We start from the raw sequence: 17155 nt of genomic DNA on the forward strand, positions 1-17155 counted from the left end.
GACTGGCAACCTGATGTATAAAATGCAGTGAAAGCTCAGCACGCGGACACTATCTGTAATACAGACGAGACATCAGAACACAGGGAGATTGTACCCGACTCTTTATCTGCAGAACTGCCGGAATGCCCAAGGAATGTCCATACAAACGTTGTAAAGTATCAAAAGCTGTCTTGACGGTTGAGGAATCTGCCGCCCTGACAGCTTTTTGGCGTGGAGAAATACGTTCAGCAAACATTCAGCTCGCCCTCATTATGAGTTAAGGTACGGATGTAATAATACTCCTATGAAAGAGATCACCGGGGGAAACGTACTGCCGGATTATTAGGGTCCTAGAGGAATGGGAGTGGATGGATGTGGGATGGATTAAAAAAACGGGATCGGATCGTGTTCTGTTGGCCATTATGCTGCTTGCGGCATTTCTGTACGGCTATGGCATCTGGAATGACCAATATGTAAACACGTACTACACAACCGCAGTAGGGAGCATGCTGCAGAGTTTTCATAATTTTTTCTTCGCTTCGCTGGATTCGGCCGGTTCGGTAACGGTGGATAAGCCGCCGGTGACCTTCTGGATTCAGGCCATCAGCGCATGGGTTTTTGGGCTGCATGGCTGGAGTGTCATTTTGCCGCAGGTTATGGCCGGTGTGGGTTCGGTGCTGCTCGTGTATCTGCTGGTTAAACCAACGTTTGGCAGAACGGCCGCACGCCTCGGTGCACTGGCGATGGCGACTACGCCGGTAGCCGCAGCCGTCAGCCGTACGAACAACATTGATGCCATGCTGGTGTTTACCCTTCTGCTGGCAGCGTGGTTCCTGTTCAGGGGAATCCAGAGGAATACAATAGGCAGTCTTCTCGCCGCCTTTGCCCTGATCGGAGTCGGGTTCAATGAGAAGATGCTGCAGGCATACATGGTGCTGCCCGCCTTTTACTTCTTTTATCTTCTGGCAGCCAAAGCGGACTGGAAGAAGAAAACCGGCATACTGGCAGCTTGTACCGCAGTACTGCTTGTAGTTTCCCTCTCCTGGGCAGTTGTCGTTGACTCGATTCCTGCCAGCAAACGCCCCTATATGGGCAGCAGCGGCACCAACTCCGTGCTGAATTTGGCTTTTGGGTACAACGGGGTCTCCCGTTTGACCGGGGATCGTTCCACCGGCGGAAACGGTGGGGGCGGCGGAATGCCGGCAATGAACGGTGAGATGCCTTCCTTGAACGGAACAACGGGGCAAGGGGCTGCGGAGGGAACTCCAGGCACAGCGGATGGAGGACAAGTCAACGGTGCTGTTGGTCAGAACGGTACCGGGGACGGCGGTATGCCAGGACAGCCGTCTGGTGACGGGACGGGCAATGATGGACGACCATCCGGCACAGACGACGGCCGGGGCGACCGCACCGGAATGAACGGCGGCTTCGGTGGTGGTGGCGGAGGCGGGATGTTCAATACGGGCACTGCGGGTCCGCTGAGGCTGTTCCAGTCGGAACTGTCCGGACAGGCCAGCTGGCTGCTTCCTTTTGCCGCCTTTGCCTGCATTGGATTGTTCGCCAATCTGCGAAGAAGGAACTTTACGCAAAAACATAAAGAAACACTGTTCTGGTTGGCTTGGCTTGTACCAGTGATGGGATTCTTCAGCATTGCGGGATTTTTTCACCAATATTATCTGATCATGATGGCTCCGCCGATCGCTGTATTGGTGGGCGCGGGCTGGTCACAGCTGTGGAGCCTGTACCGGGAACGTTCCGGCTGGTTGTCCTGGCTGCTGCCGGCAGCAGTACTGGTTACAGCAGTCTTCCAGTGGTATATTATCCACCCTTATGACGATACGATTGGCAGCGGCTGGTCCATCGGCATTCTGGCGGCAGGCATTGTTGTCACGCTGCTGCTCGTTGTCCTGAAAGGCAAAGAGAAGCCATTCGTCTATGCGGCAGGCGTTGCCGGATTGCTGGTGCTTCTGATTGGCCCGGTCTACTGGGCCGCGACCCCTATCCTTTACGGCGGGAACAGCATGACTCCGGCAGCAGGTCCGGACAGCGACAGCGGATTTGGCGGCAGAGGCGGCGCGGCCGGCAGCGGAGAATTCCCGGGGATGGGCATGAACGGGTCCGGTGGCACAGGGCCCGGCAGAAACAGCACTGCCGGGGTCAATGAGAATCTGCTGGCCTACCTGGAGCAGAATAACGACGGCGAGGAATACCTTTTTGCCGCCATGGACTACGGTACAGCCGCTCCCTACATTATTGATGAGAACGCCAAGGTAGTTATTTTGAACGGCTTCAATGCCTCCGATGCAGTCTACACCCCAGATTCGTTAAAGGCCCTGGTGGAAAGCGGCAAGGTCAAATACTTCCTGGTCTCCAGCGGCGGTATGGGCGGCGGACGCGGCGGCAATTCGGAGCTGACTGCCTGGATTACCGAGAACGGAACCGAGGTTCCGGCGGCCGAGTGGCAAGGTGCTGAAACGGTCGGCAACAGCGGAACATTGTATGAGGTTACCTTAAATTAAGATCAATATTTAGCGTGTCCGGCTTAGGGCCGGCACGCACCATTACAAAACCTTAAGGAGGAGCTGCCCATGAGTATCAACGTGCGCTATTCCATTATCATACCAATGTATAACGAAGAGGCGGTTATACAGGAGACGTACCGCCGGATTAAGAAAGTGATGGGAACGACGGGTGAGCCGTATGAGCTTCTTTTCGTTAATGATGGCAGCACCGATAACTGCGCAGCCATGATTGAGGAATACAGCTATTGGGATGAGAGTGTGAAACTGATCGACCTGTCCCGTAATTTCGGCCATCAGGTTGCCATTACCGCCGGCATGGATTATGCACTCGGCGATGCGGTGGTCATCATTGACGCCGATTTGCAGGACCCGCCTGAGCTGATCCTGAACATGATTGAGGAATGGAAAAACGGCTATGAGGTCGTCTATGCCAAACGCATCAAACGCAACGGTGAATCCTTGTTCAAAAAATGGACAGCGAGCGCTTTTTACAGAGTCCTGCAATATTCAACCGACATCTCTATTCCGGTAGACACCGGCGATTTCCGCCTGATTGACCGCAAAGTCTGTGAACAGCTGAAACGGCTGCCGGAGAAAAACCGCTTTGTCCGCGGTCTGGTAAGCTGGGTAGGCTTCCGGCAAAAAGCGCTCGAATATGAACGGGATGAACGCCTGGCGGGTGAGACCAAATATCCGCTGAAACGGATGATTAAGCTTTCACTCGATGGAATTACGTCCTTCTCCTATAAGCCGCTGAAGCTGGCCGGATATCTGGGAGCACTGCTGTCTGCGTCGGGATTTCTGTATCTTATGTATGTGCTGTATCTGGCGATTTTTACGGATGCGGCTGTTAAGGGCTGGGCTTCGATGATCGGCATTTCATTGACGTTTAACGGGTTTGTGCTGATTATGCTGGGGATTCTCGGTGAATATGTCGGGCGGATTTACGATGAGACCAAAGGGCGTCCGCTCTACATTGTGCAGGGTTTTTACGGAGGTAAGCAGCAGCAGACCGTGCAGGAACACCGGGTAGCCCATCTCAACAAATAAAGGTCAGGGGAGTGAGCCAGGATGAAGATTAGAAAAGCCGTTATTCCGGCTGCCGGATTAGGCACACGGTTCCTGCCGGCTACCAAGGCCCAGCCGAAGGAGATGCTGCCGATTGTCGACAAACCGGCCATTCAATATATCGTGGAAGAGGCGGTTCGATCCGGGATCGAGGGCATCATCATTGTAACCGGGCGCAACAAAAAGTCGATTGAGGATCATTTTGATAAATCAGTGGAGCTGGAACAGACGCTCTTTGAAAAAGGCAAAGCCGACCTGCTGCGCGAGGTGCAGGCAATCAGCGAACTGGCAGGCATCCACTATATCCGGCAAAAAGAGCCGCTTGGACTCGGCCACGCCATCCTCTGCGCCGAGCAGTTCATCGGGAAGGAACCGTTTGCGGTTCTGCTCGGTGATGACATTATGGTCTCGGACCCGCCGGCCTTGGCGCAGATGATGCGGCTCTATGAGCAGACGGAGAAAACGATTGTGGGCATTCAGCCGGTGCCGCGGCAGGACGTTCATAAATACGGAATCATCGCTTCAAGCAGGATACGGGATGGCGTACATGAAGTAAGCGGACTGGTGGAAAAGCCCTCGGCCCAGGCTGCACCCTCGGAGAACGCCATTATGGGCCGGTACATTCTGCAGCCTTCCATTTTCAATGTGCTGGCGCAACTGGATCGCGGAGCGGGCGGGGAATATCAGCTGACGGATGCGCTGCATGAAGTATGCCGGAATGAAGGGCTGCTTGCCCTGGATCTGCATGGCACACGTTATGATATCGGTGACAAGTTCGGGTATATTCAGGCTACGCTGGAGATCGGCTTGCAGCGGGAGGAGCTGCGTCCGCTGCTCCTGCCCTATCTGCGCAAGCTGCTCGCCGGCATGACGGAGAGTCCGGAAGAGCCATCGCCGCTGGCTCAGTCCATTGTCTATTGACCACAGGCCAACAATATTAACACGTACCGGCCCTGTTGCGGCAGGCAGGTACACTCGTTTGTTAAGTAGAACTTGGTGTGAACGCTCCACGCAAACGCAGAGCAGCGATCCTCCCGTTACTGGAGAATCGCTGCTCTGCTATCTTTTTGCTGTTTTAGGCCTTCAACATATCATGATCGACATATCTTGCCCCGTTTAATTCGCTGATGACATTGACCGCAACCTTGGCGCCATCGCCTGCTGTGATGATGGCATGTACGCTTACTCCGGCAACTGTTCCGGCCGCCCAAATGCCTCCGATGTTTGTTTTGCCTTCCGCATTTACAGCAATGACGGTCTTAATTCTTGGTTCTGTGCCGTCTTTGGTCTCGACTCCCGCCTTGGCAGCCAGATCCGTAAGGACACCCGTAGCAAGAATGACATGCTTTGCTTCATAGGTCTTGCCGCTTTCAGTCTCAATTGTAATCCCGTCCCCGCTCGGAGAGAGGTTCACCGCTTGTTCCGCTACCAGCTCGGCTCCGAATTTAACCGCCTGTTTATGTCCGGTTTCCACCAGATCAGGGCCGCCGATTTCGGCAATGCCATAATAGTTCTCATACCAGCCTCTGCGGGTCATCCCTTTGTCATTGTCAATTAACAGCGTGCTTTTGCCCGCTTTGGCAGCGAACAGGGCTGCACTTGCACCGGCAGGACCGGCTCCAATAATGGCGACTTCGTACATAATTTGACCTCCTAATAGTTGGGTGGGACATACAGCCTTCTATTGTTATTATAACTTCAATCCAGCCGGCTTGGCTAATCCTTCCAAACAAGGCAGGGAGACTTTAAAGACGGTACCTGCGCCCGGCGAACTGCTCACGCTAATCTCTCCGGCATGTGCTTCAACTATCGACTTGGTGATAGACAGGCCAAGGCCCGAACCGCCATATTTGCGTGTGCGTGAGGAATCACTGCGATAAAACCGGTCGAATACATGCGGGAGATGTTCGGCGGATATACCGGAGCCATTGTCCCGGAGGGCCAGCTCCGCATGGTCTTCTTTGGCATACAGGGATACATGGATGGTTCCGCTCTCCGCATCTGTATGCTGCACGGCATTGGAGAACAGGTTCAGGATCACCTGCTTGATCTTGTCGGGGTCATACTTCCCGCGGATACCATATGAAATATCAAAGGTTACCTTGCGCTGGCCGGCCAGTACCAGCAAATGCGGCTGCATTTCGGCAATGACTTCACCCAGCAGAAGATTGGCAAGGCTTAAGTGCGGAGCTCCGTCCATACGGGCGAGCAGCAGCAGATCCTCCACCAGCTTGTTGATCCGCTTGGATTCGCCATGCATGCTGCGCAGAGCGCTGTACAGCTGCTCTTTGTTGTCGGCAGCTCCCCGAAGCAGCACCTCAAGAAATCCGTGGATGGAGGTAAGCGGTGTTCGTAGTTCATGGGAAGCATCTGCGGCGAACCGCCGCATTTGTTCCTTCGCTTCCCGCTCATTATGGAAAGAGATCTCGAGCCGCTCCAGCATGCCATTAAAGGATTGGGACAGTTGGTCGATTTCGCTCTGCCCCTGTGCCACGGGAAAGCGGATATTCAGATTGCCGGCATCAATGCTCTGCGCAGCTTCTCCCATATTGGACAGAGGGACCAGTGTTTTGCGCAGGGCGGGCAAATAAAGGAACAGGCCGCCCAATAAAGCGACAATCGACAATGCGGCAAAAATAAGCAGCTGCTGCATAATCACATCCGTTAAAGGGCCTGTATTCACGCTCATCTGCAGCAGCAGCTTGTTGTTGCCTGGTCTGCCAAGGTTCATGAACACGGCCAAATGCTCACTGCCATCTTCGGCAGTAATCAGTTCATAGTTCCCGGTGGCTTTGTCTGGTGTAGCCTGTTGCAGCTGCTGATACTTCTCGTCGCTTAGCCGCGGGGCGGCTGCATCTGACAAAGTTTCCTGCTGGAAGTCTCTGAAGATCCCGTCCGAGCTGTAAATAGCGATGGTCGTATGGGCATCCAGCAGCAGGGGGCGCCGCTCCCCGCCGAAACGCCGTCCTCCGGGTTCCCCGATACTCCTGTCTGTGAACCCGCTCGAAGGATTGAAGGGGACCGGGCTAGTCCTGCTGTTCGTGTCGCCGGAGCTTCCGTTATTTGCGGCTGCGCTGCCCGGTTCCTCTAAAGAGTAATTAAAAAGATTGTAATACAGCTCCCGCGGAACCGATCTCATCTGGGTCTCCATGGACTCCGCTCTGTTGCTGTAAATGAAATTGCGCATCAGCGCATATTGCAGCACTCCGATCAGGAGCAGCAGTCCGGACAGGATCAGCAGCGAGATGGCCAGGAGCTGTTTACGCAAGGACTTCGGAGCCGACATACGGCGGAGCAGAGCCGTGACACGGGGGATCATATCAAATCCACCCGGTAGCCTACACCCCGCAGTGTGCGAATAATCCGATGCTCCTTATCCCCGAGTTTCTCGCGGAGGGAGCGGATATACACCTCTACGATATTCTCCTCGCCGCCAAAATCATACCCCCAGATCTTGTCCAGAATCATCGGTTTGCTGAGTACGAGTCCATGATTAATGACCAGATACTGCAGCAGCTCGTATTCTGTAGGGGAAAGCTCCAGTACCTGATCTTTGTGGCAGATTTCCTTTCTGCGGCCGTCGATCCGGAAAGGGCCGCAGCGCACTTCGCCAAGCAGGCCCGGGAACTGATTGCGCAGCCGGGCCTGAATCCGGGCCAGCAGCTCCTCAAAGCTGAATGGCTTGACCATATAATCGTCAGCGCCGATGGACAAACCTGTAACACGGTCATCCACCTCGTCTTTGGCGGTTAGCATAATAATGGAAATTTCCGTCTCCTCAGCCCGCAGATAACGGCAGACCTCAAAGCCGTCCATTCCGGGCATCATGACATCCAGAATGACCACATGCGGCTTAAAATCAGCCACCATACCGATGGCGTCCAGCCCGTCGGAGGCGGTTCTTACCTCAAATCCCTCATTCATTAAACCCAGCTCCAGAAACTGCAGGATATGCGGCTCGTCGTCAACGAGCATCAAGCGGATCCCTTGGGTTGCCTTCATAACAATTTCCTCCCATAGGCGATAGATAGCTACATTATGACATAGTAAAATGAACGTTCGCTGAAGAATGGCGGGTAATTCCCATAAATCAAATAAATATTTATCTTTCAGGATTAATTATATTGGTTAATTTAATACTAAGGAATTAAGGTGATTAAAATAGGAATGAATTTGGAAATCCAGGACTTTTTGGATGGATGAAAAGGGTTTTGACGACGGCCATCGAACAATTTACAATAAGGATAATTCATCCGCTTCAGAGAACCCTCTCAAAGGCGGGTTGCCTATCCCAATGCTGTATATTTCCCTCGTTTGTTGACCTTATCAAGGTTCCTATCAAGCTCATTTCTTTCTGATTTACTTCTTTCTGGAATTTCTGTTCTGGGTTCATTATTTCACATCATTATTCATTCAACCTCATTTTATTGAATGCTTTATACCCATAATTCAAGGAGGACCTTCCATGAAGAAAAAAGAAATGGTAGCCATGTTATTGGCGGGAGGCCAAGGGAAAAGGCTGAAGAGCTTAACCAAATCGCTTGCCAAGCCTGCTGTATATTTTGGAGGGACCTACCGGATTATCGATTTCCCCTTAAGCAACTGCTCTAATTCGGGGATTGACACAGTTGGTGTGCTGACTCAATATGAGCCGCTGGTATTGCACTCTTACATCGGCGTAGGCAGCGATTGGGATCTGAACCGCAAGAATGGCGGTGTGTTTGTATTACCGCCGCACGAACGGGAGAACGGAAGCAGCTGGTACCGGGGAACGGCGGATGCCATTTACCGGAACCTCAAGTTTGTGGATCAGTTCGATCCGGAGCATGTCCTGATTCTATCCGGTGACCACATTTACAAAATGGACTACAACGCAATGCTACAATATCACAAGGCCAGAAACGCCGACTGCACTATCTCAGTCATCGACGTGCCTTTAGAAGAAGCAAGCCGTTTTGGCATACTGAATACCGAGGATGACCTCAGGATTTATGAATTTGATGAGAAACCCGCCAAACCGAAGAGCACACTGGCTTCAATGGGCGTATATATTTTTAAATGGGAGATTCTACGTAAACATCTCTTGAACGACGGGGAGAATGCCGGGTCCTCACACGATTTCGGCAAAGACATTATTCCTATGATGCTGGAGGATGGCCAGTCTCTGTATGCATATCCTTTTGAAGGATATTGGAGAGACGTGGGTACAGTGAACAGTCTATGGGAAGCCAACATGGATCTGCTCTGTGACAATCCGCCGCTTAACCTGAATGATCCGGACTGGCGCATCTTCACACGCAATCCGAATCAACCGGCGCAATATGTTGCCCCCGGCGCACAGGTGTCCGGCAGCATTATTAATGAAGGCTGCATTGTGCGGGGCGAAGTGAAACATTCGGTGCTTTTTTACGGCGTAGAGGTGGGTGAAGGCAGTGTCATTACGGACTCTGTTATTATGCCCAAGGTTAAGATCGGCCGAAATGTACGCATTCACAAAGCTATCATCAGTGAAAACACGGTCATTGAGGATTATATGGAAATTGGCATCGACCGGGAGGATGAAGATGAGATTCTGCTGATCGACAACCGGAGCAAGAAACGCAAATCTGTGGCAGCCAAAACCATATAACCAAATAGAGGACGGTGAGTTTCCAATGAAGCAACTGATGGGTGTAATCAATCTTGATCATGAACTGGATAGCCTAAATGAGCTGACTTACTTCCGCTGCGGGGCAGCAGTACCTTTTGCAAGCCGTTACCGGCTGATCGATTTTGTTCTTTCCAATATGATGCGGGCAGAGCTGGAGAGTGTCGGCCTGTTCGTACGCCGTAAATACCGTTCGCTCATGGACCATTTGGGTGACGGCAAATCATGGGATATGAACCGTAAGCACGGAGGACTGTTTATTTTGCCGCCGGACTGGAACGATCCTACGGATACCTCGCGGGGCGACCTGCAGCATTATCATAACAATCTGGATTTCTTCAAGCGGGCTTCCGCCAAATATATCGTATTCTCCGGCAGCCAGCACATCAACAGCATTGACCTGCAGGACCTGTACCAATACCACCTGGAGAAAGGTGCGGATGTTACACTCGTTTATAAGAAGATCGACCAGTTGCAACCGGAGCATGACGTCTGCCGGCGGATAGAAGTGGATGAAGACCATAATGTCACTAATATTCACCAGGAGAAAGACCACCATAACCTGTATCTGGATATTTTTATTATCGAGAAGAAGCTGTTCCTGGAGCAGGTGGAATATTGTATTGCCCATGGTGAGAGTTATTTCTTCCGTGATGTGATTCAAAAAAACCGCCATAAATTCAAAATTGCCGCCTACGAGTACGAGGGCTATCATGCGGTAATCAACTCTCTGGAGAGTTATTACAAGAATAGTCTGGAGCTGCTTCAGCAGGAGAATTATCACAGCCTGTTTAAGGAGAACCAAGTGCAGACGAAGATTAAATATGAAGCACCGACCCGGTACCTGGAGAGTGCAAGTGTGAGCAACTCACTGGTCGCCAATGGCTGCATTATAGGCGGGACGGTGGAGAATAGTGTGCTTTTCCGGGGCGTGCAGGTACGCAAGGGTGCCAGGATTATCAACTCTGTCATTATGCAAAAGTGTGTGATTGAAGAGAATGCCGTCATTGAGAATGTAATTATGGACAAAGACGTGCATTTAAGCAAAGACCGGATACTCGTAGGGGACAGCAAACGTCCCTTTGTCATCGCCAAAAGCAGCAAGATATAAAGAACTTCCAAAAAAGCACTTGTCAGGAGGACCTGCTGTTGTTTAACGATAAAGAAACTTTTAAACAAGTATTCCGCGAGGATCTCATCGGAAAATTGGGCAAACCGCTCGAAGAAGCTTCTAACGCAGATGTTTATAACATACTGGGCAATATGATCCGCGAGAACGCCGGCAGGCATTGGGCGGACACCAACCAGAAATATAAGGCCGATAAAGATAAGCAGGTATACTATTTTTCGATGGAGTTTCTAATCGGCAGGCTTCTGGGCAATAACCTGCTGAATATGGGGGTGCTGGAGGTCGTGCGCGAGGGACTGGCTGATCTGGGATTCAGCCTTGCGGATATTGAAGAAGAAGAAGCGGATGCCGGCCTTGGGAACGGAGGCCTCGGACGTCTGGCGGCCTGTTTCCTGGATTCACTGGCTTCCCTGCAATATGCGGGCCACGGCTGCGGCATTCGCTATAAATACGGGCTGTTTGAGCAAAAAATTGTGGACGGATACCAGGTGGAGCTGCCTGATTACTGGCTGCAGAAGGATAACGTATGGGAAGTAAGGCGTGAAGACAAACAGGTGGAAGTGAGATTCTGGGGGCATGTGGAGACCCGTGCAGAGAACGGCGAGCTTGTGTTCGAGCATAAGGATTATGAAGCGGTTCGTGCAGTTCCTTATGATATTCCGATCATCGGCGCTGACCGCCGGCATGTGAATACCCTCCGCAACTGGAGTGCAGAGTCGATTACCCAGTCCACCAGGACGTTTGGTACTTTTGCCGGAACGGACTACCACAAGTTCCTGGAATATAAGCGTTCCGTGGAGTCGATCTCCGAGTTTCTGTATCCCGACGATTCAGAGTATGAAGGAAAGCTGCTCCGGCTGAAACAGCAATATTTCCTGTGCAGCGCAGGACTGCAGAGCATATTACGGACCTTTGGCAAGCTGGGATTGCCTTATGAATCCCTGCCTGACAAAGTGGCGCTCCATATCAATGATACACATCCTACGCTCGTAATTCCCGAGCTGATGCGAATTCTGATGGATGAGCATGGCATGGGCTGGAATAAGGCCTGGGACATCACTACACGTATGGTCTCCTATACCAACCATACCATTCTCAGCGAAGCGCTTGAAAGATGGCCGCTTCAGATGGTCCGGGAGCTGATGCCGCGCATCTTCCTCATTATTGAGGAGATCAATGCCCGTTTCTGCGGGGAATTGATGAGCCGTTATCCGGGCGATCAGCCGCGGATTGAGCAGATGGCCATCATTCATGACGATCAGGTGCGGATGGCTCACCTGGCTATTGTAGCCAGCCATAGTGTCAACGGCGTTGCGGCGCTGCATACGGAAATCCTGCAAAAACGGGAAATGCGGCTGTTCAACGAGATGTACCCGCACCGTTTCAATAACAAAACGAACGGCATCACCCACCGCCGCTGGCTGATGCATGCCAACCCGGAGTTGGCCGGGCTTATCAACGATTCCATCGGCACCCGCTGGATACATCATCCGCAGGAGATGATCGGCTTGATCAAATACTGCGAGGACGCTTCTTTCCAGGAGCAGGTTGCGGCCATCAAACGCCGCAATAAGCTGCGGCTGGCGGAATACATCAGCAGCAAGCACGGAGTACAGGTCGATCCTGATTCGATCTTCGATGTGCAGGTCAAGCGGCTGCACGCCTATAAGCGCCAGCTGCTGAATATTCTGCATATCCTGCATCTGTACAATCAGATCAAAGATAATCCATCCATGGACATGGTGCCGCGCACCTTTATCTTCGGTGCCAAAGCGGCTCCCAGCTACCATCTGGCCAAGAGGATTATCAAGCTGATCAATACGGTGGCCGATGTGGTGAACAATGATCCGGATGTGAAGGGGAAGATCAGGATCTTTTTCCTGGAGAACTATTCGGTTTCCCTCGCCGAAAAGATCATTCCCGCAGCGGATGTCAGCGAACAGATCTCTACGGCCAGCAAGGAAGCCTCCGGTACGGGCAACATGAAGTTCATGATGAACGGTGCGCTCACCCTCGGGACGATGGATGGCGCCAACGTGGAAATGCATGAGATGGTGGGGGATAACAATATGTTCCTTTTCGGTCTGCGGGCCGAGCAGGTGCTTGATTATTACCAATACGGCGGATATCATGCCCGTGATATCTATGCCGGGGACAGCCGCGTGAGGGAAGTCCTCGATCAGCTGGTGAATCCCGGTCCCATTTGTTGTCATAGCCAGGAGTTTGATACCATCTTTCAAACGCTGCTGGACAATAATGATGAGTTTTTCGTGCTTAAGGATTTTGCCAGCTATGTGGAGACACATGTCGAGATTGACCGTGCCTACCGCAATCAGAAGGAATGGCTGAAGAAGTCGATTATCAATATCGGCCATTCCGGCAAATTCTCCAGCGATAACACCATCAGCCGTTACGCTTCCGAAATCTGGAAGATCCACCCGATCCGGCTATAATCCTGGGAGCAGATGATTCTAAGCAAACCGGTTAAGCAATAACGTAAGAGCTGTCCCATAAGCCATGAAAGGGCTGGCGGGGCAGCTCTTTTTCTGTGGACGCAGCATGGGTGGACTCACCGAGCGGGCTGGGCAATGAAACGGACTCAGCGGACCTCATAATGATGTTCAATGGTTCATTTAGCGGCTACTCGGTCCACATGGCGGGTATAACGGGCTTGTTATGCGAAATAACGCTCCTCCAGTCCGTTTAGTCCCGGTTGTTCACTTATGGTTCAGCGGCTTGCCCTAGCCGACAATGCACCGGGTGAGCCGCCGCCATTAACTTGAAACGTAAATCAGCGATTCTCCACTAACGGGAGAATCGCTGATTTATCAATGGGTTCAAATGACCTCAGACACCATGGCAGCAAAGCGTTCAAGGAACCGGCGTTCTTCATCATCGAAACGGTGCTTGAGCGGACTGTCGATATCCAGCACACCAAGCAGCCGTCCCTCCTTAATCAGCGGGACTACGATCTCGCTGTTGGATGCGGCATCGCAGGCGATGTGGCCGGGAAAAGCGTGAACATCGTCCACGACGAGAGTCCGGCGCTCGGCAGCGGCAGTGCCGCATACGCCGCGGTTCAACGGAATCCGAATGCAGGCAGGAAGTCCTTGGAAAGGCCCGAGTACCAGCTCCTTGCCGTCGAATAAATAGAAGCCGGCCCAGTTGGTGTCCGGCAGAGAGTGTTTCAGCAGCGCCGAGGCATTGGCCAGATTGGCGATGGCGCTTGGTTCGTCTTGCATAAGTGCCCCGAGCTGGGACAGAACAGCTTCAAACCGTTCACTGCGCGTTCCGTCATAGGGCATCGCTTGAAACATGAAGCATCACCTTCCTGTACCTTGTGTCAATATAAATCTATAACTAACAACATAGTACAGCTATGCAGGATACGTCAAGCTTTAAGAGAATGTTGTCGAAAGCTGGAGAGCCAGTGATGTCCGGAAGCTTTGAAATCAGTGCGTGGCCTGTTTCCGGGGCCCGTCCACAGGGTAATGTTTGTATAAATACCTGTGGCTTCTTGGCCGGAAGGAGTGGAACATGCGCGCCGATGTACAAAATTTGTTCATGGGAATTCATATGCTCTATCTTGCCCATGATAAGGATCTGACAATAGTGGAGATGCAGCCTGAACTGGAGAATCTGGGATATCGTGTAGCTGAGCGTGAAGTGAAGCAGGAACTCGAACGGTTAACCCAGGAGAATTTCCTGACAGCCCATGATGATGCCTACAGCATCACCGGAACAGGAATCCAGGAATTTAAAGCGATCCAGTCCAGACTCCAGGTATTATGTACGGAGGTTCTTAAGCCGGTTAAGGCAGTGGGAACTTCGGGCTAAGCTTAAATTAGAACGAACAGACAGCGTCTGTGGCGGGTGGCGATTAGGCCTCCTCGCCACAGACGCTATTTTTGAATTTAGGGGTGCCATACATTGTGCACACTTTTCCCGCAAATCCAGTCTGCAGAATGATGTATAATGAACATGTTGAAAGGGGACGAGTGAATTGTATGTGTGCGGCGGGTCGGTTCCCACCTTGAACGGACGAAGCTTGGAACTGCGGGTTATGACAGCCGATGATGCGGAAGCGCTCTATCGGATATGGGGGCACCCGCAGGTGGCTCCCTGGCTGGGCATGCCGCCTGTGTCTTCGGTAGAGGAAACCCGGTTGCTGATAGACCAGCTGCTGGACATGTCCCTTGAAGAGGACAATTTGCGCTGGAGTATCCTAGGACCGGAAGGGGAAGTGATCGGCAGCTGCGGGTATAACAACTGGCAGCTGGAAGGCGCCTACCGTGGAGAAATCGGCTGCGAGCTTGCCCCGGAGTGCTGGGGTCAAGGAGTGATGAAGGAGGCGCTGGGACTGGTGCTGGATTACGGCTTCGATAAGATGGGGCTGAACCGGATAGAAGCCCTGTGTCATCCGGATAACGGACGGGCTGCAGGACTGGTGCGGTCTCTTGGCTTTCGGCAGGAAGGCATCTTACGGGACTATCGCCACTTGCCTTCCGGTTTTCAGGATGTCCTCCTGTACTCCCTGCTAAGCAGGGAATGGCAATAACATAAGCAAGATACATACGGGAAGAAAGGATTGGGATCATTGAATGCACCAGGGGCAAGAGAACGGAAATTTATTTTAACAGGTGTGCTGTTGGCCACTTTTTTGGCTGCGATTGAGGGCACGGTAACCGGACCGGCCGGGCCGGCGATTGTGGGCGATTTTCAGGGCATACAGTGGCTGAGCTGGATCTTTACCGCCTATTTGCTGGCCATGGCTGTCACTACACCTATCTTTGGCAAAATCAGTGACCTGTTTGGCCGCAAGCCTGTGTTTATGGGAGGCGCCATTGTTTTTTTACTCGGATCGCTGCTGTGCGGCCTTTCACAAAGTATGGAACAGCTGATTCTCTTCCGGGCGATACAGGGGATAGGCGCCGGTGCCCTGATTCCGATGACCTTTACCATTATCGGGGATATCTACAGTATTAAAGAACGGGCCAAGACCCAGGGGCTGTTAAGCTCTGTGTGGGGAATCTCATCTTTGGTGGGGCCGCTTTTGGGCGGATACGTGGTTGATTATTTAAGCTGGCGTTGGGTCTTTGTGTTTAATCTCCCTTTTGGCCTGCTGTCGATCTGGTTCATTGCCCGTTATCTGAAAGAAGACAAGGTACGGCGCAAGACGCAAATAGACGTAGCGGGTGTGCTGCTGTTCGCAGCAGGCATGGGGGCACTGCTGTTTGGTCTTTCGACAGGAGGGCAGAATCTGGCCTGGACATCTCCGCTGCTCCTTGCCATTCTGGGGGGCGCAGCTCTGCTGCTAGTCTCCTTTGTGTTCGTGGAACGCCGGGCTCCTGAGCCGATGCTGCCGCTGGGATTGTTCCGAATCCGCAATATCTCGGTGTCCACAGGCGCCAATCTGCTGGTGAGCACTTTGATTATCGGGCTGTCCACTTATGTACCGTTATGGGTCCAGGGAGTCTCGGGCCAAAGCGCAGCCATCTCGGGGCTGCTGCTGGCTCCGATGTCGGTAGGCTGGGTGCTCGGCTCGATAGCCGGAGGACGGATGATTCTGCGGGCAGGTGCCCGGCAGACCGGGATGCTGGGACTTTTGTTAATCGCTGCCGGGGCGGCGGGCCTGGTCTTTTTGACTGGGGATTCCTCACAGCTGCTGCTGCTGAGTCTGATGCTGGTCTGCGGTGTAGGGTTCGGATACGCATCTACCGTCTTCACGATTATTGCCCAGTCTTCCGTGGAACATCATCAGCGCGGGGCTTCTACGGCGCTTAACACGTTTACGCGCTCTTTGGGCCAGACCGTGGGAGTTGCGGTATTCGGCTCCTGGCTGAATCTGAATATCAACCGGCTGCTGGCCGTACAGTCCGGATCCGGCGTCACCGGTGCAGACATTAACAAGCTGCTTGATCCGCATGCGGGAAACACCTTGTCCGGGGAAGCAGGCAGCAGCTTGCGGGGGGCGCTTGAAGGAGGGCTTCATTCATTGTTTATCGTGATGGCGGTCATTGCTGTCCTGTCGCTGCTGATTTCTTCGGGACTGCGCAGCGGGGTGCCTTCTTCGGCAGAAGAGAAGCTTGAACTGAAGAAAGCATAAGCGATGAGTAAGGAATGGGACCGGATGGCTCCACCTACGTGTATAACCAAAGAACCCGATCGGCACTTATGCCGGTCGGGTTCTTTGGTTGCATTCTCTTCCAGAAGAGCAATCTGTCTTACTTGCGGGGGAGTGGAGACAACTTCTCGGCCTGGAGGCCCATCTTCTTCAGCAGAATAATCATTTGCTCCTTCTCTTCATCGCTAAGCCCGCTGAAAGCAAGGTGGAGACGTTCCGAATATTTCGGATACATCTCGTTCATCAGGCGTTCACCCTCAGCAGTCAACTCCGCAAAAATTACCCGGCGGTCGCTTGGACAAGGTTTGCGCTGCAAATACCCGCGTTCCTCCAGCTTGTCAATGACGTAAGTGACGTTTCCACTCTGCAGCAGCAGCTTAGCGCCGATCTGCTGGATAGGCTGTGGCCCCTTGTAATATAAAACTTCCATGACAGCGAAAGCTGTCGGGTTAAAACCTTCAATCTTGCTTCCGGTTACGGCATGCTCGTTAATGCTCTTAAAAGACTTGGCAAATACCCGGTACAGATGCAGTGTCAACTGAGTATCTCTTTCGTACGATTGTATCATGCTTCCCCACCCTTTATCGTTATAGTGTAAAGTACCCTTACGGTTTGCGGTCATGCCTGTAGTGCAAGGGACACCTGTGCTGCGAACCTGAGATATTCTTACAATACGTTAAAGAATG

14 protein-coding genes are annotated in these 17155 nt (G+C 52.4%); 9 read left to right on the forward strand and 5 right to left on the reverse strand.

All coding sequences use genetic code 11. The features are described from left to right. The first annotated feature begins 347 nt into the window (after positions 1–347). The 3 genes from IEY53_RS21660 to galU all read left to right on the forward strand — a co-directional run bounded on the left by IEY53_RS21660 (position 348) and on the right by galU (position 4490). Positions 348–2498 (forward strand): ArnT family glycosyltransferase, encoded by a 2151-nt coding sequence (locus tag IEY53_RS21660; protein WP_189028694.1) that lies wholly within the window; start codon positions 348–350, stop codon positions 2496–2498. Positions 2499–2567: 69 nt separating this feature from the next. Then, entirely contained in the window at positions 2568–3551 is a 984-nt protein-coding gene (locus tag IEY53_RS21665; RefSeq protein WP_189028696.1) for a glycosyltransferase family 2 protein, read from the forward strand. A gap of 21 nt (positions 3552–3572) precedes the next feature. Further along, positions 3573–4490 carry a UTP--glucose-1-phosphate uridylyltransferase GalU gene (gene galU / locus IEY53_RS21670; protein WP_189028698.1) on the forward strand — a complete coding sequence of 306 codons (918 nt, stop codon included), beginning with the start codon at positions 3573–3575 and terminating at the stop codon, positions 4488–4490. A gap of 154 nt (positions 4491–4644) precedes the next feature. Here the strand turns inward: galU and IEY53_RS21675 are convergent, their stop codons facing one another. Genes IEY53_RS21675 through IEY53_RS21685 form a run of 3 tightly spaced genes read right to left on the reverse strand, consistent with a single transcriptional unit; the run spans position 4645 to position 7571 of the window. After that, complete coding sequence (locus tag IEY53_RS21675; protein WP_189028700.1) at positions 4645–5211, reverse strand: FAD-dependent oxidoreductase; 567 nt, start codon at positions 5209–5211, stop codon at positions 4645–4647. A gap of 48 nt (positions 5212–5259) precedes the next feature. Then, complete coding sequence (locus IEY53_RS21680; protein WP_189028702.1) at positions 5260–6888, reverse strand: sensor histidine kinase; 1629 nt, start codon at positions 6886–6888, stop codon at positions 5260–5262. Next, positions 6885–7571 (reverse strand): response regulator transcription factor, encoded by a 687-nt coding sequence (locus IEY53_RS21685; RefSeq protein ID WP_189028704.1) that lies wholly within the window; start codon positions 7569–7571, stop codon positions 6885–6887. Before IEY53_RS21685 ends, IEY53_RS21680 begins: the two co-directional genes overlap by 4 nt. A 463-nt stretch (positions 7572–8034) precedes the next feature. Between IEY53_RS21685 and IEY53_RS21690 the strand changes: the two genes are divergently transcribed. Genes IEY53_RS21690 through IEY53_RS21700 form a run of 3 tightly spaced genes read left to right on the forward strand, consistent with a single transcriptional unit; the run spans position 8035 to position 12798 of the window. Next, on the forward strand, positions 8035–9198 hold the full coding sequence (locus IEY53_RS21690) for a glucose-1-phosphate adenylyltransferase (protein WP_189028706.1): 1164 nt from the start codon (positions 8035–8037) through the stop codon (positions 9196–9198). Between the two features lie 25 nt (positions 9199–9223). Continuing rightward, positions 9224–10327, forward strand: a complete 1104-nt coding sequence (gene glgD / locus IEY53_RS21695; protein ID WP_189028708.1) for a glucose-1-phosphate adenylyltransferase subunit GlgD — start codon at positions 9224–9226, stop codon at positions 10325–10327. 38 nt (positions 10328–10365) lie between these two features. After that, complete coding sequence (locus tag IEY53_RS21700; RefSeq protein WP_189028710.1) at positions 10366–12798, forward strand: glycogen/starch/alpha-glucan phosphorylase; 2433 nt, start codon at positions 10366–10368, stop codon at positions 12796–12798. 384 nt (positions 12799–13182) lie between these two features. Here IEY53_RS21700 and msrC read toward each other — a convergent pair whose 3' ends face one another. Further along, the gene (gene msrC, locus IEY53_RS21705; protein ID WP_189028712.1) at positions 13183–13662 is read right to left on the reverse strand and encodes a free L-methionine (R)-S-oxide reductase MsrC; all 480 of its coding nucleotides are present in this window, start codon (positions 13660–13662) and stop codon (positions 13183–13185) included. 220 nt (positions 13663–13882) lie between these two features. Here msrC and IEY53_RS21710 point away from each other — a divergent pair, with 220 nt between their 5' ends. The 3 genes from IEY53_RS21710 (at position 13883) to IEY53_RS21720 (ending at position 16451) form a co-directional block, all read left to right on the forward strand. Further along, the gene (locus tag IEY53_RS21710) at positions 13883–14182 is read left to right on the forward strand and encodes a hypothetical protein (protein ID WP_189028713.1); all 300 of its coding nucleotides are present in this window, start codon (positions 13883–13885) and stop codon (positions 14180–14182) included. Positions 14183–14354: 172 nt separating this feature from the next. Continuing rightward, entirely contained in the window at positions 14355–14903 is a 549-nt protein-coding gene (locus IEY53_RS21715; RefSeq protein WP_268240816.1) for a GNAT family N-acetyltransferase, read from the forward strand. A 30-nt stretch (positions 14904–14933) separates the two neighbouring features. Next, positions 14934–16451: an MDR family MFS transporter gene (locus IEY53_RS21720; protein WP_189028717.1), complete on the forward strand. Its 1518-nt coding sequence runs from the start codon at positions 14934–14936 to the stop codon at positions 16449–16451. A 118-nt stretch (positions 16452–16569) separates the two neighbouring features. On the opposite strand, the gene IEY53_RS21725 is transcribed toward IEY53_RS21720, so the two are convergent. Further along, a complete protein-coding gene (locus IEY53_RS21725; protein WP_189028719.1) occupies positions 16570–17037 on the reverse strand; it encodes a MarR family winged helix-turn-helix transcriptional regulator in 468 nt (155 codons plus the stop codon). Positions 17038–17155 lie beyond the last annotated feature (118 nt).

The organism is Paenibacillus albidus (assembly GCF_014644435.1).
GTDB lineage: Bacteria > Bacillota > Bacilli > Paenibacillales > Paenibacillaceae > Paenibacillus_AQ > Paenibacillus_AQ albidus.